Below are 22,164 nucleotides of genomic sequence, written 5' to 3' on the forward strand. Positions count from 1 at the left end.
AGAAAAAGACTTCCGGATAAAGCGCCTGGAGTCATCTTTTAAGAATGCAAAAAAAAGAAATGAAGAGTTCCAGAATACAATTTTAAAATTAGAAACTGAACTAAAGATGCTAAAGAAGGACAAACCGGTAACAGAACAACGTGATATAAAAATAAAAGAAGAGAATAAAGAATTGAAAAATGAAATTCTCGAGTTGAAAAGAAGTATAAATAAACTTGAAAACTCTAATAAATTGAGTGAGAAAAGGCTTGAGCATCAAAAAGATTATAATGAAAGACTTGAGTTACAAAAAGATAAGTATAAAAATAGAATGAACCTTGTCGAAGAAAGAATGAAAAAATTTCTGCAGAAAAATGATTCAGAAGATTAATTTTTTGAAAGAAGGTTTTAAAACATGGATAGTAAAAAACTTGAAAAAAAGCTTGATGATTACCATAAGAAAATCAGCGGTAATTTCTCAATGACTTTAAATCAAATGATAAATGACCTGGATCCCTCAATCATGGCAAATGAATACAGTCGAACATACTCAAAGAGGGTTAGCGCCGATCCATTTTACTCAATGAAATTCGATGAAATGGGTCGTGAATTTGCATTGAATAAATTCTTACCTGCATTGAAGAAAATTCCTGAAAGTAATGGCAGCCGATTTTATAAAAAGCTCGATTTACATGTCGGTATAATATCTGACGAATTTTTATATAATGCTTTTATGGATGTAGTCAATTTAGAATATATTTCGAGAAATAATCCCCACATAAAAAAATATGATTTTGTTATATTTGCGACCACCTGGAAAGGTATAGATGGATCCTGGGAGGGGGCTGGACATCCAAACAATGAAAAACGTAAAGAAATGGAATCATTGGTAGATCAATTTAACGATATGGATATTCCAACCGTCTTTTACTCAAAAGAGGACCCTGTGAATTTTCATTTATTTAAATCACTGGCTAAAAATTGTAAATATATTTTTACTACAGCTTTGGAATCAGTAAAAAACTATCGTGAGTATACCGGCAATGATAATGTGGAAGTATTACAGTTTGGAATTAATCCTAAAATACATAATCCCGTAGGTTCAAGAACAAAATATGCAAGTCAATTCAAAGACCACATCTTATTTGCTGGAAGCTGGCTGTCAAAGTACCCGGTGAGAATGAGTGAAACCAAAAAGTTATTTGATGCTATATTAAGAGAGAAAGCACCATTTACAATAATAGACCGCAATTTGAGACTGGAAAACCCAAGGTATCAGTTCCCATCAAAATACCTGGGTAACATGGCTCCGCCTCTTCCTCATGATGACTTGATGAAACTTCATAAAGTTATCAGATGGAGTATTAATATGAACTCAGTAAAATATTCAGAAACAATGTTTGCAAATCGAGTATATGAATTGCAGGCTTTTGGCAATATTTTATTATCAAATTATAATACCGGTATTAACAATCTGTTTCCAAATGTACGCATAGTTAATACCGGGGAAGATTTTAAGGTTATTTATAATACATCTGATAATGATTTAAAAGACTTACAGGCTAAAGGGATAAGAAATGTATTTAAAGAACATACATCCTACGACAGAATCAGACAAATAGCCTCCAGAATTGGACTTTATTTAGAAGAGGATAATGATAGAGTACTTATTGTATTAAATAATGAATCAAAAGAAAATATAGATAACTTCGAGAGACAAATTTATGAGAACAAAAATTATGTAACATTAGAAGAACTGGATAATTTTGATATAAAAGAATATGGATACATTACATTTTTCAATGATGAATTTTTATATGAAGAGTATTATCTGGAAGATATGTTGAGTGGATTTAAGTATACGGACGTGGATTTTGTCACTAAAAATACTGAAGAAGAGTTTCACAATTATACAGGAAAATTTGTTGATAAATATAAAACAATGATTGATGCACGATCATTCAATGGAATCGATAAACTACGGGATTTAACCACCGGATATAACCTTGATGATGTTGAGATTATAGATCAGGCTATGGTAAAAGAACAGGAAGTTCATACCGAAAAGAAACTCAGCGTGATTGTACCCATTCATAATAATGGAACTTATTTGGAAGAGAAGTGTTTTGCAAGCCTGAAACGGTCAAGCAGTTTTGATAAAATGGAAATCATTTTTATAAATGATGGCAGTACTGATGAAACCACGTTGAAAATTATCAGTAGATTAAGAAGAAGACATCCCGATATTGTTTATATCGAAAACGAGGCAGGTTCAGGCAGTGCCTCAAAACCGAGAAATCAGGGAGTTCGTGCAGCGACTACTGAATATATCACATATCTGGATCCGGATAATGAAGCCACAGGTGACGGTTACCATTACTTATTGAACTTAATACAGGACCAGGGTGTAGATATGGTAGTCGGAAATATTGTTAAAGAAGACAGCCACAGGCGTATCGGCGGAAAGTATACTGACATTTTAAAAAGAAATAACAAAGGTAAAATGTTCGTGTCCGACCCGAAAGATTTTTTAATTCGATCTGATATGAGGGTACAGAGTATTCAGGCAGTCATTGTTAGAAAGTCTGTAATTATTGATAATGATTTAATCATGGTTGAAGGCGCAGCAGGACAGGATACAATGTTCTATCAGGAACTTGTATTGAATTCTAAATCATTATTAGGAACAAATAAGTATATACACATATATTATGCTGCTGTCACAGGCAGTGTCACTAATACAATTTCACCTAAGTTCTTTGAAAAATATTATAAGCTGGAATTAGAACGAATTCCTTATTTAAAGAAATATGGGTTAATGGATACTTATTTAGAAGTGAGATTCAACCCTTATGTAAAACAGTGGTATCTTACAAGGTTGGAAAAAGTGGCGCCTGAGCATAGGGAAGAGGCGATTAGAAAGTTTTTAGATATAATCGGTTTATATGAGGAGTATGGACCAGAATATGATTCTGAATTGGAAAATGCTTTGCAATCGTTGAAGGAAGAAGTCAGATACTAATATCATATAGAATATTTAAAGGAGAAAGCAAAAAATAGTCTTTCTCCTTTAAATTTGTTGACTGTATATAATATATCAAAAATAGTTTGATATAATAAAAATGTGAAGAACTATTTTAAACATTAAAAGGTGGAAATATCTTGAAAACTATAAAAATCAAAGATATAGATGTTTTTAAATTACTAAATCATGGTAAGAAGCGGACTGAATCAATCGCAAATAGCGCATTGAAAAATGTGATCGTTCCATTCCCCGGTTTTGATTCAACTAATTTTAACGAAAACATGTGGAGTGAATCTAAAAGTCAGAAGTATGGAAATAGTTATATTTTATATATTCACACGCTGAGAGTATGCGCTGAACTTATGAATCATTATGAAAAAACTGAAGAAATCGAATATTTTAATAAATCGGAGGAAATTATCCTTTCCTGGATTGATTATTCAAAAAAGGAAGACGTTCATAAGATGGTATGGTATGACCATACAACGGCAAACAGGACGCAGGTCATTATTCAATATCTGTACCTTGCCCAGCAACTTGAACGAGATATAAATTATGATATGTTCGATGAATTACTGCATAAACATGGAGATGTTATGGTGGATGATAATATTTACAATCATAACAATCATGGTTTGATGATGGATCGTTCACTTATGATTCTCGGAAATATTTTAAATGATGATCTATACAAAGAAAAAGGGAAATCCAGGGCTGTAAACACATTTTGGTACTCTTTCAGTCCACAGGGGATACATTTAGAAAATTCTCCCCAATATCATAATATGGTTGTCAGGATGTATACAGATATTGAAAAATATTTGAATCATAGAGACGATTCACTGGGTGTTACAGTAAAAGAATATCTTAAGTTGGCCAAAAAGTATCCATCATACATATCCAGACCGGATAAAAGACTTGCCAACATAGGTGATTCGGGCTCAGAGCTTCAGAGAGTTCCAAAAAGATATAAAAATATATATGACATAACGGCTGGTATCACAATTATACAACATGCCAAACCTGTTCCTTTTTTCTTAACATTTATTTGTGGATACAGTTCCAGAGTCCACAAGCACAAAGATGATTTAAGCATTACACTGAATTATAACAATGAAGATTTCTTTGTCGATCCTGGTAAATACAGTTATACACGTAATAAGACGAGAAAATATATAACTTCAAGAGAAGCACACAGCGGATATTATATGACTGAATTTGACTACACAATTAAAAATGAAAATAGATTTACTAGAAAAATTTCATTGGAAAATTATTATGAGAATGACACATTTACAATTGTGAAAGGTTATAATAATGATTATGATGGCAGTAGCGCGAAGCTTACCAGACATGTGATTCAGTTTAAGAATCAACCATTATTCATCCTGGTAGATAATTTAGAAACTGATAGAAAACATGATTTAAAATTAACTCAGAAGTTCAATCTTGCTTCTAATGTTACAGTTCAAAATGATGACATAAAAAAATTGACGGTGAATGACACTACGTTGAATCTCAAACAATTTAATGAGATATCTGCTTTTGAAATTATAGAAGGCGATAAAGAAAAACCTGTTGCTGTTAACACTTCAGGCTTCGCCAAGGTCGAAGAAACTAAACAGTTGAAATTTGAAAATGCAACAAACAAAATGAACGCATTTTTAACAGCAGTCTATGATGAAATATCAATTAATAATTTAAATTTAAAATTGAAAAATTCGATACTCGAAGTACAATTTAATGAAAAAGAATTTCACATATATATTTAGTTGAAAAGAGGCTTTGTCATGAATGACATAATTAGTAACTACAAATATTCCAAACAATTTATACTGGTAGAAGACAACGAAAAAAAATTCAGTAAAAGTCCTTACTTTGAAGCTGACCTGGAAAATGTCGATGATTATTTATTCTCTGTGGTGACTTCAGTAATTCAAAAAGAGACGGATGATGGTGTAAAGCATTTGATACAGTATGAGGATAAGGAAATAGGGTGGATTAGTCTTAAGGATTCGGTACCTGTGTACAGATTTAAACCAATGCATTTTCAAGTTATAGAAGAGAACTTCCAGACAAATGAATTAAATCAAAAAATGAATATAGATAAAGATTTTATCTCCCATTTCAAAGGGAAGCTGTTAACTGTTAAATCACAAGTTAATTATAAAGGTGAAAACTACTACAGTGTTTTCCTGAAGAATAAGTTTCATGGCTTTCATCATGAAAGCCATTTAGATCCATTATTCGATATCCATTTGCCATTATCTGAAAGAAACTTTGCAGAGGCACCGGAAGTATATATGATCAGTAATCTTACAAAACCTGTGGTTGAACTGCCGGACATTTCAGATGCTGAATTAGTTTCAATTTTTCCTACTAATCAAATAGCCAAAGTAAAGGTTAAAAAAGCCTTTTACTGGATGAGTAGTTCACAATTAAAAAATATAAATATACCGGAATTGAAAATCAATCATAAATCTGAAGCACAGAAAATTATGGAAGATATTTTTCACAGTGTTCAAGTTGAAAGAGAAAAATCTAAAGAGATGGTGAAATCAGTTTTATCTGCGAAGAATTATTTGAGCGGTAAAAAAGGCAACTCTGATTTCTTGAATGCAGTGAGAAGAAATTCTAAAAATGATGCTGATGAACTCGCTGAGGAAGTCAACACATATAAGAGTGAAAACCTGGATTTAAAGCGTCAGCTCAGAACAGCAGAGAATAATTATAAACTTGCTCAAAAACGTCTAGATCATCAAATAGATTATAAAGAAAGAGTAGAGGCACAAAGGGACAAATATAAATCACGTATGCAGGTAGTCGAAGAAAAACTGGAAAATTTAAATCAGAAATATAAAGCATTACGTGATAAAAACAAGTAAATACTTTTTTTGAGTAAAATGAGGTGAACACTGTGGAAAGAAATGAATTGAAAGAGCAGCTGAACAAATATAAAAATGAAATAGATGATAATTTTGAGCAGACGCTCAATGATATGGCAAACACTTTAAATCCAAGTATAAACATTCATGAGTATAGTCCCAACTTTTTATTCAAGCAGGATACGGACCCTTTTTACTATATGAAAATAAAAGATTTAAAACGAGAGCAGGCTCTTGATAAATTTAAAGATATCATTGATGAGATACCAGTAAGTAACGGCAGCAGGATTTTTAAAAAATTGGATTTGCATATAGGAATTATTGCGGATGAATTTCTGTATAATTCATTTAAAGATGTTGCAAAAGTAGAATATATATCAAGACATGAAAGAGAAAACTATAAAGATTATGATTTCGTCATTTTTGCAACAACATGGAGAGGTATTGATCAAAGCTGGGTTGGAGCTTCCACAGCCAATGGACCGATACGGCGCCAGATGATTATGCTGGCTGAGGAGTATAATGACAGAGGAATTCCTACTATTTTTTATTCCAAAGAGGATCCAGTGAACTATAACCTTTTTAAAAGTCTTGCTAAACATTGTAAATACGTGTATACATCAGCAAGTGAGGTTGTTGATACTTATAAGAAGTATACTGAAAATGATAATGTAGATGTACTTCAATTTGGCGTGAACCCTCATATACATAACCCGGTTGGAACAAGGACAAAATATGCTGAAAAGTATAAAAATGAAATTCTGTTCGCAGGAAGCTGGTTGTCAAAATATCCAGTACGGATGACTGAAACAAGCAGATTGTTTAATTCAATCATTGAAGAAGAAGCCCCTTTAACAATCATTGATCGTAATTTGGAATTGAAGGATCCAAGATATCAATTTCCGGAAGATTATATACCATATATTACACCGCCGGTAAATCATGATTTTTTAATGAAGCTTCATAAAATATTCAGATGGAGTATTAACATGAATTCTGTTAAATACTCGGATACGATGTTTGCAAACAGAGTATATGAATTGCAGGCCTTTGGTAATTTACTCTTGTCCAATTATAATACAGGTATTAATAATATTTTTCCGAATGTGCGATTAATCAATGCACCGGATGATTTTAAAGTGATATATAATACTCAGGAGAAGGACTTGAAAGAACTACAGGCAAAAGGTATCAGATCAGTAATGAAAGATCATACAACTTTCCACAGAATTTTAAAACTGGCAAAAGATGTCGGCTTGAAAACACCGGAAATCAAAAAAAATATATTAGTTGTGCTGGAAAATGAATCTGTTAAAGAGCATTTTGACAGACAGATATATGAGACGTGTGATTATATTTATAAATCAGAACTGACTCTCGAAAAACTTAAAAATTTTGATTTTGTCACTTTCTTTAACAGTGAATATATTTATGAAGAGTATTATCTTGAGGATTTGATTTCAGCATTCAAGTATACAGATGTGGATTTTGTAACTAAGAATAATGAGATTGAAGCTCATAACTATACTGATGAAATATCTAATTTTTCAAAAGTGATGATAGATGTTGATGCCATTATCGATTTGGATGATATAAATCAATTGACCAATGGTTATAATCTCGATGAAGTAGAAATACTGTCTAAAGCAGACTACGATAAAAAGATGGAAAACATGCAGTCTGAAAAAGACTTGAGTGTGATTGTGCCTATACATAATAATGGCACATATTTAGAAGAGAAATGTTTTGCCAGTCTGAAGCGCTCAAGCAGTTTTGACAAAATGGAAATTATATTTGTTAATGACGGGAGTACTGATGATACAACGATTAAGATTATCAACCGGCTTCTTAGAAGACATCCGGACATTGTCTATTATGAATATCCTGACGGTTCAGGCAGTGCTTCCAGACCAAGGAATAAAGGTGTCCGTATAGCTACCACTGACTTCATCACTTATCTTGATCCGGATAATGAGGCAACAGGTGACGGTTTCCATCAAATGCTTGAAGTGATAAAAAATCAAGATGTAGATATGGTAGTAGGTAATATCATTAAAGAAGATAATAATAAAAGAACGGCGGGAAAATATACTGGAACAATTAAGAAGTACAACTTTGACAGACTCTTTATAAATGATCCGAAAGACTATATGATCAGAGCTGCTATGAGGGTACAGAGTATACAGGCTCTGATTGTTAAGAAAAATATCATAATAGATAATGATTTAATTATGGTAGAAGGAGCAGCAGGTCAGGATACCATGTTCTTCCAGGAGCTTGTATTGAATACAAATAATATACAGGGGTTGAACAAGTTCATCCATGTTTATTATGCGGCGGTTGCAGGAAGTGTGACCAACACGGTTTCGAAAACCTTCTTTGATAAGTATTATAAACTTGAACTGGAACGAATTCCGTTCTTAAAGAAGTACGGTTTACTGGAAGTCTACCTAGAGGAGAGATTGAGCTTCTATGTCCGCAAATGGTATATCCCCAGATTGGAAAGAGTAGCTGAAGAAGATAAGCCGGAAGCAGAGAAAAGATTTTTAGATATTATTAATTTATATGGGGAGTTTAATCCAAAATATGAAGTGGAAGTGGAAGAATATTTAAATAAGGTGAGGAATCGTATATTTTAATATAATTCAGTTATTTAATAAAGAATGGTGAGCTTATGGATTTCAATATTCTAGAATCATTGCTTATAAATGAGTTAAGCGATTTAAAAGTAAACAAGTATAGAGACAGTAAGGCTGGTACGATAGGTATGGCTGCATCATATGTAAAAAGTATTCAAGGCTGTACCGTTGCCAGGATCAGTCCAAATAAGATTAGATTGTATTACAATAAAAAACCTTTCGGATCAATTAGAGGGCAGAGACCATCAACAACTACTGGTGAAGGGTTAAAGATTTCAAATGATAAATTAGAAGCAGAAAAATATTTGAAATTAAAAAATATAAATACTACAAACTCTCAATCGTTTCAAATTGAAGATTATGAAATAGCAAAAAATTATGTTGATAATCAAGATGGTTTGTTGGTGATCAAACCCTTTAATCAAAGTGCTGGAAGCGGCGTTTCTATTAATGTTGATAAAGATAATTTTGACTTTGCGTGGTCATTAGCAAAAAAATCATATGAAGGATCTAATAAAACTCAAAAAATTATCATTCAAAACATGGTTCCAGGCATAGAAGCAAGATTTTTAGTGATTGAAGGTAAATTTAATTCTGTAATATTAAGAGTGCCGACTAATATTATAGGTGACGGCATTCATACAGTGAGTGAATTGATTGAAAGAAAGAATAAAATGAGAATATCTAATCCGCACCTTAAAAGATTACCTTTAAAGGTAAATGATACTGTTAAACATAACCTTGAAAAAGAAAATATTCGATTTAATCAAGTACTCGATAAAAATAGAGTGTTGTTCCTGCACCATTCATCCAATATATCATTGGGTGGGGATAGTTATGAAATCAGTCATTTAGTGGGAGATAAACTTAAACAGCAGGCAGAAGAGGCAATTCAGGCTATTCCTGGTGTAAATACTGGTGGTGTAGATATTATGTTCACACATTTTGAGGATGAGAATTCCACAGTTCTCGAGATAAACCCCGGAGCAAACTTAAGAATGCATCATTATCCATGGAAAGGTACACCGAAACGTTCAATTTTTGATTTGGTGGATGACTTACTTGGAGACTTTAGTAAGAAAAATCTGTGATGCAACAGAACATGTGTGGCTGCTAAACGGAAGTAGAGATACCTGATGCTCACAACACATTATCAAAGTGAATACATGCTATCAAGCCTGTATTCACTTTGATAATATAATTAGCTGAATATGAACCGGGAAATTTCACATTGTATTGATAATAACTATGCTTTAAATATAATAATCGAAGAAGGAAATCTCGGTCAGGATGAACATCCATATTAGTTAAAGATCATCATAGACCAGCCTGCTGTTTATTAAATGGACTGTTTTATCTTTTGATAATGGTCCATGTTTCAATTTCTTATCATGGTAGATTAAGAACTCTATATTAGATAAATCAATGTCTTCCGAGGTCACCTTTTTTATCAAATGCGTGTATTGTTTATCATAATCTGTGTAGGATGAACCATTAAAAACATATAAAGTTTTTGGTATGTGATTATGTTTTTTGAAACATTCTGTTATGGAAAATCTTTCAGGGTATTTTTCAGTCACGTCATAAAAGTTATTGCCGGGGAAATTCTTATTTAAAATCTTCTCGACTACTTTTCCATCAAAATATAATTCAGTAAAAGCTTGAGGATTATTTACTAATGCTTTAGAACCTATGTGCATTGTTGCTAGCATGATTGACATTGTACCCCCAGCTGAAGATCCATAGTAAATGATATTTGTATTATTTATTTCAAGTAATTTTGATATGGTTGTGATAATTTGATTTATACTTGTTAAATAATGATGTTCATCTTCTCCAATACCCCATCCAATGGTTAAATTGGAATTATGAATAGTTGGGTCATCAACATAAATGCAATTTGCATTTATGTCGCTATGCCACGAGCTTCTTTGAAAAACAGGGGGTCTTTTTTTGGAAAAATCAACTGCACCGTTTGAGAAAACAACTAATTTATCATTTTTTTCTTTAATATTTGAATCAATTTCATAATTGCTCTTTTTAAAAACGCAAAGACTTACAGAATTTCTAAAGTGCTTTTAAAAAATAAGCGTCATGCAGCTTGTTGTTGATTTAATTGTACATTGATACGGTCTGCAGCTAATTTTGATGCATTGTAGACGAGTGTAACCATGTAAAAATGAATTTTTGCACGTTTCCCGGTACGATAACGAACATTGTTTAGTTGAAAGAACTCCTTAAGGTATGCATTGACTCTTTCCACCGCAGTGCGGCGTTTGAAAATGTTTTTCCACGCCAAAGATCCACGAGCTGGTGCGGAATATTTCCTGAGATCTGTTGTTATTTTCATTTTGAAAACCTTTTGACAGATGCCTTCGTTTGCCAAAGGACAATCACTACATTCTTTTGGTCTTGTATATTTTAGGGTTCCATATTTGGCATCAAAACTGTCGTAACGATAAGAATGCTCTCTGAAACAGGTCGGGGCAAAATGTTGATCAAAGCCGATTGGTTCCCCTTCATTGCGCTGGTTATATGCAATGATTGAACGTTGTTCCATTCGATGTATCTGCTCGTATATTGGTTCGAAATCATAGCCGGCATCCATTGTTTGATAAGCCAATGATGGCAGAAATAAATTCTCATGTATTCCTTTCAGCAAAGGGATAGCCATCTTACCATCATTTAAATTGCCGGAAGAGAAGGCCGCTTGAAGAATATATTGACTGGATGTACCAACGGCCAAATGGCCTTTATAGCCAAACCAATAAACATTTTTTCCTTCTGAATTCTTTTTCACGCCCCACTTCGGGTCTAAAGGAATTTCAGCTCGTAATTCATCTAGAGGTGTGTCTAATTGAACTTCGATTTTCTTTTCATAGAGGGGTGAATTTGCTTCCTTCTCTGCCTGTTCTTTTAGCCATTCGTCACGCTCTTCTTTGGATTTGCGACCACGCTTTTTTGGTTCAGGTTTTGGCTTCTCTTCTTTTTGTGGCGCCTGATCACGTGCTTCAAAATGAGTGGCATCAATTGCGACAGTATCATCTGTGATGAAACCTTCTTCGATTGCTTGAAGAACGACTTTTTCCAGCTCTTGTTCCAAGATATTGGATTCTTCCAACTTCGTCACGAGTCGTGAGTAAGAGGATTCAGAAGGTATCGTATCAGAAATAAGAAACCCGCAATTCAATTTAAAAGCGATATCATCTTTAAGGCGTTGAATAAGATCTTTTATCATCGGGATACGTTCAACATATCTAACAAAAATAGAAATAATCATGGCAGCATAGTTCAGCGCTTCAGGTGCACCAAGTCGGGACTTTTTCGTTACTGCGTGATAAATTTTATCCAAATCTATCGCTGAAATAATGGCATCATATTTCTGGGTAGGTTCCATTTCATATAATTCTTGGATGCCAAATAAACTTGGTTGTCGTATAATGGTCATAAGAAGCGCTCCTTCAGTCTTTTTATGGTTTTGTCGTTATTACCATTATACAAGATTTGGGGAGGTGTGAAGTTAGACTAGAAAACGGACACGGTAAATTGAGACAAAAAGAGATACAATGGTATCATATACAATTTACGAAAGGTGTTCATGACAATGGCCAGAGGCAGAAACTATGAGAAACAGATCAAGGAAGAAGCAGTGAGCTTAGTCATCGACCAGGGAAAATCTAAAGCGGATGTGGCGCGCGAGATGGAAATCCCAAAAAGTACAGTAGCCAACTGGGTCGATCAGTACAGGGATAAGGGTACAGATGCATTTGTGGGCAGTGGCAATTTGAGTGCAGAGAAACAGTCGGAGAAAGATTTACAGAAACGGCTGAGGGATCTGGAGGAAGAGAATAAGATATTAAAAAAGGCCATGCGCATCTTTACCAACGACCAGAGGTAATCTATACCTTCATCGCAGAGCACCGGCACGAATTCCGTGTATCAAAGATGTGCAACACCCTCGGTGTATCAAAGAGCGGCTTCTATGAGTGGCTGGGCCGTGAATGGCCGCCACAGAAGCAACGTAAAGCAAAACTGAAACGTCAGATCAGAGCGATCTATGAGCAGTCCAAATCCCGGTATGGCAGCCCGAAAATTACAGCGATACTGCGCCGGGATGGGTACGTCATTTCTGAACGGACCGTCACGCGCTACATGAAGGAGATGGGCATCCGCTCAAAAACTGTGAAGAAATATAAAGCCACGACGCATTCGAAACATCATCTGCCGGTGTATCCGAACCTGTTGGATCAGAACTTCACAGTCAGCCGGCGCGGCGCAGTCTGGGTCTCAGACATCACCTATGTCCCGACAAAAGCGGGCTGGCTCTACCTGGCGACTGTGATGGATTTATATTCCCGACGGGTTATTGGCTGGGCGATGTCGGAGAGGATGACGAAAGATCTCGTGATTCGCGCACTGAGGCGTGCATTTCAGACACAGGCACCGACACCCGGCTTGATTCATCACTCGGACCGGGGCAGCCAGTATGCCGCCTTGGACTATCAAGCCTTACTGCGGCAACACGGTATCACAACCAGTATGAGCCGCAAAGGCAACTGTTACGACAATGCATGCATTGAATCCTTTCACAGCATCATCAAAAAAGAACTGATCCACCATGAAAATTACGCCACCAGAACAGCTGCAAGCATGAGTATTTTGGAGTATATCGTCAGTTTCTACAACTACGAACGGGTGCATTCTTATCTCGATTATCTGTCACCCATTGAATTCGAAAAACGGTATGCTTAATGCGCTCAAATTTCAAATTTAAGTCTTGGAAAAATTAAATAGAACAGAGAAATATTGCATATTAGTAGAATCGTCTCAATTTAATGTGTCCGTATTCTTGACAGAGATCCAGTGCTTCTTTTTTCAACTCTCAAAACTCTTGGGAGACATGGACTTAGAATTATGAAATTCATTCATTTAGTATAAAATAAAATGCTGTATTTTCTTTTAAAACCTTTAAGATATTATTGTTTGCTTTTAAAATAATTTCTAAACTTAATTTTTCATAATTTATTTCGATTGTCTCTTTTTGAATTTTCATATTGCATTCCTTTGTTGATAATATATTATAACTACTTTATAAACTTAGATGAGCATTTATTCTTTGATTACTGTAATTATTGTGACATATCTAAATTGAAATTAAAAACAAAATCTATAAATTTATATAAAATTAATTTTCAAAAAATTCATGAGAAGAGGGATGACATGAACGATAATGATTTAAAATATTTATTAAACAATAATCCTTACAGTGAAAAGAATTACTATCCTATGAATGTGACAAGTGCAACCGCTGCTTTCCATACCGAATTTCTAAAAAGAAGTCATTTTAAATATAAAATCAGGAACACAAAAAGAAAGTATTTGAAAATAATAGATGTGTTGAGAAGTGATGGTTCATTAATAGGTTCGATAAAGAATCCGATTTATCCAACAAACGCATATATTGGCAGACAAATTACCATAGATAAATTGATGACAGAACAATATTGTAGAAGATTTGGCATAAAAACTCCAGAATCTGAATCATATGATGTCGCGGATTTAGAAATAGCAAAAAAAAATGCATTCAATCATTCTGATAAATCAGTAGTTATCAAACCATTGGATTCTTCTTTTGGAAGAGGAGTAAGAGTAAATGTTACAAAAAACCGCTTTGATTATAATTGGGGCAAAGCTTCAGAGGCATTAAAGAAAAATAAACGGAAGATTCTAGTTCAAGACTATATTGAGGGATTTGAATGTAGAGTTACGGTTGTGGAAGGTGAATTTGCTTCAGCTGTTGTAAGAATTCCTCCATATATTCAAGGTGATGGCTCCAGCAGCATATCGGATTTAATAGAAGCAAAGAATATGGATCGAAATAAATGTGGATTTCTTAAAAGAATGCCTATTGAAAGAAATGAAAGAATTAATGAGTATCTCAAGTCATCAAATAGAAGCTTTAAAACGATTCCGGATAAAGACGAACTTGTATTGTTAAACTCTGTATCCAACATTGCACATGGCGGAGAAACTATGGATATTACAGATTTCGTTTCGAATAGCGTTAAGGAGCTTGCTCTAAATACCACTGCTGCCATACCTGGCTTATATACAGCAGGATTAGACATTATGATAAAATCATTTGATGATGAGTTTCCAGTCTTACTGGAAGTGAACACGTACCCAGTATTGTCGATCCCCACTATACCTACATATGGTAATGGTACCGATGTAACAAAAATCTATTTTGAATCGATGATTTCTTTAGATCAATATTTAAATGAACCAAAAAACCCATATGAAATCCCTGATTATGATGAATATCTGAAAAAATATATGAAGTTTTTCCATAGAAGAAAGCAATTAATCACTCAATATGGTCAGAATCTAGAAGATATATATGGTATATAGTATATTTATATTTATCGTGAGTGGATTTCATAATTCTTAACTCGTGTCTCTCAGCTGTTTTGAGAGTAATAAAGAAGCACCCTTCAGATCTTGTATAATGGTAATCACGACAAAACCATAAACAGACTGAAGGAGTGCTTCTTTTGACCATTATACGATAACCAAGCTTATTTGGGATCCGGAACTATTGGATAAAATTTATCATGTATTCACAAAGAAATTCCGACTCGGCCCACTTGAAGCGCTAAATTATGCAACCATGATCATATCTTTTCTTATTTGATATTTATTTGTTCGCCAATGAATTGTTCCAGCATTTTACCATGATGATATAAATATTTGAACCCGATGGAAGTGAGCTCAGAATGGCTATTTTTATGTTCGGACGGGTCATTTAAATTTAAGAGAAAACTTTCCAATCTTTTATTTTTCTCGAACAGGAAATTATATTTTGTTGATATAATATTATAGTCTTCTTCAGATAAGTTTTCTAAAAGCAAAGTATCATTTAAGATTTTATGTTCAAGTATAAGACTTTTGAATATATATGATAAAGGTCTCTGAGAGACACCATACTCAGGATAATAATTCAGCTGTAATGCAGGGGTTTTATTTACTTCAATAACAGTCCCCTCATGCGAATCTAAGTCTTCTATAATTATATCAACTCCCGCAGTATGTATTCCTGGAATTGCTAATGTAGCTTCATAAGCCTGATGCAGAATATTAGGGTTAATAAGATGAGTAATTTCATACATGTCTCTACCGTGAGCTATTCCAGTTCTGGGGTAGAGTATGAAGTATTCATCCTTATTTAGAACAGTGTTTAAATCTTTATTTCTATACGCCAAATTATAATCAAGTTCATCGTTAAATTTAATTAGGTTGGTTCTTAAGAATGGATTTAATTTACGTTCTTCATTTCGTTTAGTAATCAATTCTTTAATTGTATTTTTACCATCACCGATTATATAGGCTGGACCTCTTAAAGTAGCAGTAGTAACTTTGCCTTCAATAACACTTATTCGAACTTCCAGGCCACTGATTTGATTTTGTACAAGAATTTTAGGTTGCTTCCTTTTATATTTCTTTTGAATAGCTATGGAATCATGCCAGCTTGTTTCAAAGTTTTCGATCGTAACATCAAGGAAAGCACCTAAAGCTTGCATTAAATTAGTTGGTTTAATCACGTATTTGATATTAGAATCGGATCTGATATGTTCCAGAGCTTTACCATATTCATCTTCTGTAAAAATTTTAGTATCTGGAGTTTTGATATTCGCCTTTTTTAGAAATTTTTCAGTTAATAATTTGTCATTACATATATTCCAGCCTAGTTTAGAGTTATTAGGGTAACTTCCTTTTACAAATTTGAAAAGGAAATTTTCATCATCATATATATTTAAAAAGTATCCTTTATTATATTTTCTCTTTACTCTTTTATATTTATAACCCATATCCACCAATTCATTTTCAGTTACTTTTAGTAAATCGGAAGATGCATCTTTGGGATAAGAATTAGGGTTATTTATCATTATTTTCTCTAAAATATTTTTTAATTCTGCTTCATTCATAAGTATAGCTCTCCATATAATTTATTTTTATTGAAATTTGATAACTTATACATACACTTAATAGATCTTTAATCCGTGGTTAATCCAGAAATAAAGTATTTATTCGTTCAATATCTTTATTTGAAAAAACAAGCTTTTGATTATTAAATTTAAAGTTGCTTTGTAACCTTTATCACACTATTATCCGTCATTTCGAACTTATTATACTATTTTATTGAAAAGAGGCAAATACATTATAGTTTTAAGTTGTTGTTCAATTATTATCAGCACATAACTATTTGATTAAGTAAATCTAAGTAACTTTATTTGAAATAATTCCATATTTACATATTATAGATTCCAAAATGCTCACGGTGCTCTAACGTTACACTATGTTGCTTTCTTTGATTCACCCCCATCGAATTCAGAAGCTATATTTGGTAAGTGATAATATCTTTATTTACAAAATGCTATAGTCAAACCAAGGGTGCAGTCCGTCTAAAATGAGAAACACACGCAGATGGATTGGGATATTTGCATGATGATAAATTAAATTTAGCCCATTCACATGAGGACAACCAAGATAAAGAGTTTAATGATTCAAACTTTGTAGTGGTTTAATATACTTTGTGGAAGTATGAATAATTCAGGTAAATATATGGTACTATAAATTTTAATGATCATTACTCTCATCTCATGAATAAAGTCTGTTAAAATATACTTAGTATGATATATTAGCAATGTAATTTTTAAATTATGAGGGATGTTAAATGGAAAAGATATTGAACAATTTTTCACTGCCTGAAAATCATTCAATTTTAAAAATCAATGATATTAATCAGTTCAATTTACAAGATATCAACGAAAAAGATTATAAAAATAATTTGAAATTAGAAATAACACTAACAACTGAAGAGCAGGTCGATATTTTAAATAATATAGGAATTCTTGACTTTGAACATTTACATATTTCATTAATTTGTTCTAACCTAATGTTTAAAAAGATAGATTTAAAGTTTTTGATAAACAAATCTATAATGAAAAATATAATAGTGAAAGATACACAAATAGAATTTAACTTTTATCTTGTTAAAAAAACTAATGAAGCTATAATAAAAAATAATGTGAAAATAATAGAAGCAATTGAATACAGTAGTAATGATATAGAATTAAAATCTATGGTTCATGAAATTTTATATCATGCTAATACTATTTTAAAAAATTATAGAAAATATTTAAACCAAATTGATTTACTACAAACTAAGATGGAAACTGTTAATAATTTTGTGAAAAAATTATAGGGAGTATAGTTAATGAATTATAATACACTACATACTAAACTAAGGACGTTAAAAAAAGATGTAATTCCCAGTCAAAACCTTAGCAAAGGGATTTCCATAGTAATTCCAGTATACAAAGGTAAAGAATATATAGCTGCATGCTTGAATAGTTTGGTTGAACAAAAAATTGTTGAAGCAAAATTCGAAGTGATAATTGTGTTGAATGGTGAATATTCTTCAGATTATTTGGAAATTATGAATAGCAGTTATATTGAAAGATTAGATATTTTAGTATTGATCAATGACCGAGTAGGTGCTAGTTCAGCCCGTAATTTAGGAATGAAAAATGCAAAATACAGCCATGTGACATTTCTGGATATTGATGATTATCTGTCTGAAAATTTTATAGAGGCTAACTATAAATATATATCTGACAACACTATAAGCTTTTCGCAGATTTACGACGACACAAGTGGAGAGATAGATACTGATAATTCATTGAACAAAGAAATAATTAAAGCGCAAGAAATGAATAATTACAACTTGACAGATTTAAATAAAATTGCTTCCATTACGGTTTGTAAGGTTATCCCTAAGGAAATTTTAATACAGCAGGAATTTAGGGAGCATTTACGCAGTGGTGAAGATACTGTTTTTTATTGTGAGCTTTTTGTTAATAGTAGACCATTATTAAAAGTTGTGCCAATTGAAGAAAATGCCATATATTATCGGAAAATTCGAGAAAACTCTGTTTCCAGAAAAGAAGCCACTTATGATTTTTTAGTATATCAAAGGTTAGAAATAATAGAAATTTTAGAACAAATTTTAAACAAAGTTATCAATCCCACTATTGTTAATTTTGTCAAATCGAAATATAATGCACAGATTTCATTTATGAACCGTTACTTGATAGAAAACCCGTCTAAACGAGATAAAATTTTACAATCTATCGAATGTATGCAGCTTCAAAACTTTAATTATTCTATACTTAATAGAGGGTTCGGAGATACTCTTATTGTTTCATACTGTTTCCCTCCATATAGTGATACCAGTGCTACAGTTATATCAAAAAGGTTGATTCAAAATAATAAAGTAGTAGATGTTGTCTCAAATAATATGAATAAAATTAGAAATAAAGAACCTTCATTGAATAATATGATAAAACCTTTAGTTGGTGAAAAAACAATAGTTAATACACAAGCATCATTTAGTAATATGTTTTATTTGAACAGCTATGTGAACAAAGCATTTTCAACGTTTTTAAACAATGAGGATAAGTATAGAAACGTATATAGTCGTGCGATGTTCCCGATTTCTCACATCCCCCCATTATTCATGAAAATAATTAAACCAGAAATAAAATGGATAGCAGAATTTTCTGATCCGCTACTAATTGATATAGAATCAAATATTAGACATTCAGATATGCAAAATGAAATGTTTGTGGAATCTTTAAAAAATGGTATGTTAGGTCCTTTCAGTAAATATGTAGATAATAATTTATTTAATTTATCTGAACTGATACCATTTGCTTTGGCAGATAACTTAGTATTTACTAATAATAATCAATTAGAATATATGATTTCTCGCTTTACTAAAAAAGAAAAAGAATTTATAAGAGAAAAATCTGTGATTCAGGAACATCCAACCTTGGATAAAGATTTTTATTACTTAGAAGATGTAAAAATAAATAATGATGAAGCTTTAATCAATATAGCCTATTTTGGTAATTTTTATTCCAACAGGAATTATGATAATTTTATTAAATTAATTAATACATTGAACAAAAATGGCAAATATTTTTTCACTCTTCATATATATACAAATTTGGATGCCTTCACAAATGATGATATAGAGTTTCTAGAAGATAATCAGATATTCGTTTATCCTTATCTGCCATTTGGAAAGTTTTTAAATGTAACAACTAAATATGACATACTTCTGGTCAATGATACTCAGGTCAATAATCAGAAATTAAATAATCCCTATTTACCTTCTAAAATGAGTGACTATCTAGGAAGTGGGACTCCAATATTAGCAATTACTGAAGAAAATAGTATATTGTCAAATATGGAATCGCCTCAACTGTACAAACTAAAATCTTCCTATTTTAAAGATGAAACTAAATTAAAATCAGAATTAGATAAATCAAGTTATTCGAAACTGTTTGATGAAATATTTTTAAATGATAGAAGGAAATTAATTAAGGAAAATGGCAACATTAAAATTCAAGACATTGACTTTGATATGCGTTTATCTAATAACCTGCAAATAAACAATATTGGTCAACAGGAATGGATAGTGAAACCCCTTAATCAAAAAATCAGTAAAAATCAGGACTATATAATAACTATTAGAAACACAGACACAAAGTCTAGAAGTATTAGCGTTAATAGTTTTTACAGTATGAAGAATGTCATTAAAATTAGTTTTATATTTTCTGATGATAATATAGAAAATTTTTCAAAAGGTATTAGTAGGTTGAAAAATGAGCCCGAAGTTATTGAAATTGCAGGGCAGAGTTCATTATCGATAAAAGTAAGATACAGAAAGAGTTATAATTCTCAAAGTTTTCTAGAGGCGGGTAGATTAAAAATAAGTAATCTCTAGCGTGGGTAGAAACACCTTGAGGGATAGATGGACACCGTTGGAAGTCCAAGCAATCATACGGTTAATGTCTTACATGAGTTGAAGTTAGTCAGAAATACGAAAAAACCAGTTAGTGACGTCAGTATCACTAACTGGTTTGACTTTTTAATCAACTAGATCAGCAATTTATATCGTTCCCGATTGATCATTAATTGAGTTTGTCTATGGTGAACCCCATAAAAGTAAAATTTTCTATGTAATCATATGTGTCAAGAATATTGACATGCTTGAGACGGTCAGCTGAGCACCCAGAAAACAGGGTGACACGACAGAGAGAATAAACTAAGTCTCGAGACATCAAATGAAGCTCGTCCTAAACATACTGAAAATTGAGTAGAATTCGGGAGCTAGGAAATTAATATCATACAGGTGTCGGTTCAAAGATCAGACGATTCAGTATTTGTCATTTTGGTCAAAAGTAAAACACACAGTTTGAAGTCATGATTAAAGTCGACAAGGAAGATACAGATGACATATTGAATTCGATTAACCTCATTGGCTGAATGGATAGGTGAAGATGTTTTTCGGTTGTTTATTGGTATTAAATCCGATAACGGGTCAGAGTTGAGGACGCTGGAAAGGGATTTAGCGGCAACGACTCAGATTTATTTCTGTCATCCTTATGCTTTTTACAAACTTAGCAACAGTCACTAGCGTTGCATAAATAGTGTCGCAATTTTCTGATAGTCATCTTTTCTGTAAAGCGACAAAAAAGTGAAGATCTGAATAAAGGTGACACCATCCATTTGGTAATTATTTACAATTATGCTTGGGTGACAGGTGCGTTTGCGTGTTAGGGGCCGGCTCTGCCTTGAATCTTCCGTCGCCAGAGATGGGGCGATTTCCATAAAGCGGCCCGGAGATATCGGCTGATCTGCAGGATTTTCCGTTGGCTCTCTGTTTCGATCTGGGTCAGCACATGCAGACAAAATACAATCAAGGCAATGAACACCTGGTTCTGGATGGCCCATTCGCTCTGCCCGTAGAACTGTTTGATGCGCAGATGCTGCTTCATCCATTTGAAAAATAGTTCAATCGCCCAACGGGCTTTATACATCTCTGAAATCTCTTCGGCACTCAAGTCAAAGCGGTTGGTGATCAAATGCAGCACGTTGCCCTTCGAGTCTTCGACCTTGAGCAGGCGGAATAGATTTTCAGCACGGTTTTGCGGTGTGCCGATGACCACCATCTGATCGGACAGCACGGCGGACGCCTTAGGCCGTTTGAAGTCTTCTAAAACCCGGACCGTGGCATTTTTCCGCAGTCGGGATAAAAAGAAGTAACCCGCATCGGTCATCCGGTCAAACCGTTCATAGTCCAGATAGCCCCGGTCGAACACATACATGCATTCTTTATCATCAACCATGACTTCGAGCTGGCCCCGGTCGTGGGCTTTGGCCGGCGTGATGATGTAAATGGCAGTATTAAAATGTAGGAAATCGGCAATTTAAAATTGTTGGTTTACCTACATTTTTTTGTATGCTTTTCTTATGACATCTAAGGAGGATATTCATGAGGAAAGACGTACGTGAAGGAGTCAAAAAATTTATGATCGATGGTATCAAGCCCAACTTTGCCGCATTAGCCCGTCAGTATGGGTGTGACTATCGCACGGTGAAAGCAGCTTATGCGGCAGAAAGCCAAAACACAGAGGAGCAGAAAAGAATGAGCAGACCGAGTAAATTGGATGAATTTAAACCGATCATCCATGACAAACTGGAGATTCAATGCAGTGCGTATAGT

The 22,164-nt window shown here is 33.2% G+C and carries 12 protein-coding genes and 4 pseudogenes; 11 read left to right on the forward strand and 5 right to left on the reverse strand.

The window, feature by feature from the left end:
- The 6 genes and pseudogenes from BLR15_RS14115 to BLR15_RS12390 all read left to right on the forward strand — a co-directional run.
- Nucleotides 1–370: pseudogene (locus BLR15_RS14115) on the forward strand (hypothetical protein); the annotation flags it as partial.
- A 24-nt stretch (nt 371–394) separates the two neighbouring features.
- Nucleotides 395–3,001 carry a glycosyltransferase gene (locus BLR15_RS12370; protein WP_092987981.1) on the forward strand — a complete coding sequence of 869 codons (2,607 nt, stop codon included), beginning with the start codon at nt 395–397 and terminating at the stop codon, nt 2,999–3,001.
- 140 nt (nt 3,002–3,141) lie between these two features.
- Nucleotides 3,142–4,776 carry a heparinase II/III domain-containing protein gene (locus tag BLR15_RS12375; RefSeq protein ID WP_245696797.1) on the forward strand — a complete coding sequence of 545 codons (1,635 nt, stop codon included), beginning with the start codon at nt 3,142–3,144 and terminating at the stop codon, nt 4,774–4,776.
- Between the two features lie 18 nt (nt 4,777–4,794).
- Nucleotides 4,795–5,889 (forward strand): TolC family protein, encoded by a 1,095-nt coding sequence (locus BLR15_RS12380; RefSeq protein WP_092987985.1) that lies wholly within the window; start codon nt 4,795–4,797, stop codon nt 5,887–5,889.
- A gap of 32 nt (nt 5,890–5,921) precedes the next feature.
- Nucleotides 5,922–8,528: a glycosyltransferase gene (locus BLR15_RS12385; RefSeq protein ID WP_092987987.1), complete on the forward strand. Its 2,607-nt coding sequence runs from the start codon at nt 5,922–5,924 to the stop codon at nt 8,526–8,528.
- Nucleotides 8,529–8,563: 35 nt separating this feature from the next.
- A complete protein-coding gene (locus BLR15_RS12390) occupies nt 8,564–9,619 on the forward strand; it encodes an ATP-grasp domain-containing protein (RefSeq protein WP_092987989.1) in 1,056 nt (351 codons plus the stop codon).
- A 216-nt stretch (nt 9,620–9,835) separates the two neighbouring features.
- Here the strand turns inward: BLR15_RS12390 and BLR15_RS12395 are convergent, their stop codons facing one another.
- Together BLR15_RS12395 and BLR15_RS12400 are read right to left on the reverse strand one after the other, a co-directional pair.
- Complete coding sequence (locus tag BLR15_RS12395; protein ID WP_092987991.1) at nt 9,836–10,249, reverse strand: hypothetical protein; 414 nt, start codon at nt 10,247–10,249, stop codon at nt 9,836–9,838.
- Between the two features lie 371 nt (nt 10,250–10,620).
- Nucleotides 10,621–11,976, reverse strand: coding sequence for an IS1182 family transposase (locus BLR15_RS12400; RefSeq protein ID WP_092987993.1), 1,356 nt, complete (start codon nt 11,974–11,976; stop codon nt 10,621–10,623).
- 156 nt (nt 11,977–12,132) lie between these two features.
- On the opposite strand from BLR15_RS12400, the pseudogene BLR15_RS12405 reads away from it, so the two are divergent.
- Nucleotides 12,133–13,280, forward strand: a pseudogene (locus BLR15_RS12405) (IS3 family transposase).
- A gap of 169 nt (nt 13,281–13,449) precedes the next feature.
- Here the strand turns inward: BLR15_RS12405 and BLR15_RS14415 are convergent.
- Complete coding sequence (locus tag BLR15_RS14415) at nt 13,450–13,581, reverse strand: hypothetical protein (RefSeq protein ID WP_281182402.1); 132 nt, start codon at nt 13,579–13,581, stop codon at nt 13,450–13,452.
- 167 nt (nt 13,582–13,748) lie between these two features.
- Here BLR15_RS14415 and BLR15_RS12410 point away from each other — a divergent pair, with 167 nt between their 5' ends.
- The gene (locus tag BLR15_RS12410; RefSeq protein ID WP_092987995.1) at nt 13,749–14,939 is read left to right on the forward strand and encodes an ATP-grasp domain-containing protein; all 1,191 of its coding nucleotides are present in this window, start codon (nt 13,749–13,751) and stop codon (nt 14,937–14,939) included.
- A gap of 275 nt (nt 14,940–15,214) precedes the next feature.
- On the opposite strand, the gene BLR15_RS12415 is transcribed toward BLR15_RS12410, so the two are convergent.
- Nucleotides 15,215–16,513 (reverse strand): ATP-grasp domain-containing protein, encoded by a 1,299-nt coding sequence (locus BLR15_RS12415; protein ID WP_092987997.1) that lies wholly within the window; start codon nt 16,511–16,513, stop codon nt 15,215–15,217.
- A gap of 749 nt (nt 16,514–17,262) precedes the next feature.
- On the opposite strand from BLR15_RS12415, the gene BLR15_RS12420 reads away from it, so the two are divergent.
- Together BLR15_RS12420 and BLR15_RS12425 are read left to right on the forward strand one after the other, a co-directional pair.
- Nucleotides 17,263–17,793: a hypothetical protein gene (locus tag BLR15_RS12420; protein WP_092987999.1), complete on the forward strand. Its 531-nt coding sequence runs from the start codon at nt 17,263–17,265 to the stop codon at nt 17,791–17,793.
- Nucleotides 17,794–17,805: 12 nt separating this feature from the next.
- Nucleotides 17,806–20,382 (forward strand): glycosyltransferase, encoded by a 2,577-nt coding sequence (locus BLR15_RS12425; protein WP_092988001.1) that lies wholly within the window; start codon nt 17,806–17,808, stop codon nt 20,380–20,382.
- 832 nt (nt 20,383–21,214) lie between these two features.
- Here BLR15_RS12425 and BLR15_RS12430 read toward each other — a convergent pair.
- Nucleotides 21,215–21,832: pseudogene (locus tag BLR15_RS12430) on the reverse strand (IS4 family transposase); the annotation flags it as partial.
- Nucleotides 21,833–21,933: 101 nt separating this feature from the next.
- Between BLR15_RS12430 and BLR15_RS12435 the strand changes: the two are divergent.
- Nucleotides 21,934–22,164, forward strand: a pseudogene (locus BLR15_RS12435) (IS21 family transposase); the annotation flags it as partial.

The organism is Lacicoccus qingdaonensis (assembly GCF_900101075.1).
Taxonomy (GTDB): domain Bacteria; phylum Bacillota; class Bacilli; order Staphylococcales; family Salinicoccaceae; genus Lacicoccus; species Lacicoccus qingdaonensis.

Excerpts from the sequence above, each read along its gene's own strand:
- BLR15_RS12370 (WP_092987981.1), top strand. The coding sequence starts at position 395 with ATGGATAGTAAAAAACTTGAAAAAAAGCTTGATGATTACCATAAGAAA.
- BLR15_RS12380 (WP_092987985.1), top strand. The coding sequence starts at position 4,795 with ATGAATGACATAATTAGTAACTACAAATATTCCAAACAATTTATACTG.
- BLR15_RS12390 (WP_092987989.1), top strand. The coding sequence starts at position 8,564 with ATGGATTTCAATATTCTAGAATCATTGCTTATAAATGAGTTAAGCGAT.
- BLR15_RS12395 (WP_092987991.1), bottom strand. The coding sequence starts at position 10,249 with ATGTCAATCATGCTAGCAACAATGCACATAGGTTCTAAAGCATTAGTA.
- BLR15_RS12400 (WP_092987993.1), bottom strand. The coding sequence starts at position 11,976 with ATGACCATTATACGACAACCAAGTTTATTTGGCATCCAAGAATTATAT.
- BLR15_RS14415 (WP_281182402.1), bottom strand. The coding sequence starts at position 13,581 with ATGAAAATTCAAAAAGAGACAATCGAAATAAATTATGAAAAATTAAGT.
- BLR15_RS12410 (WP_092987995.1), top strand. The coding sequence starts at position 13,749 with ATGAACGATAATGATTTAAAATATTTATTAAACAATAATCCTTACAGT.
- BLR15_RS12415 (WP_092987997.1), bottom strand. The coding sequence starts at position 16,513 with ATGAATGAAGCAGAATTAAAAAATATTTTAGAGAAAATAATGATAAAT.
- BLR15_RS12420 (WP_092987999.1), top strand. The coding sequence starts at position 17,263 with ATGGAAAAGATATTGAACAATTTTTCACTGCCTGAAAATCATTCAATT.
- BLR15_RS12425 (WP_092988001.1), top strand. The coding sequence starts at position 17,806 with ATGAATTATAATACACTACATACTAAACTAAGGACGTTAAAAAAAGAT.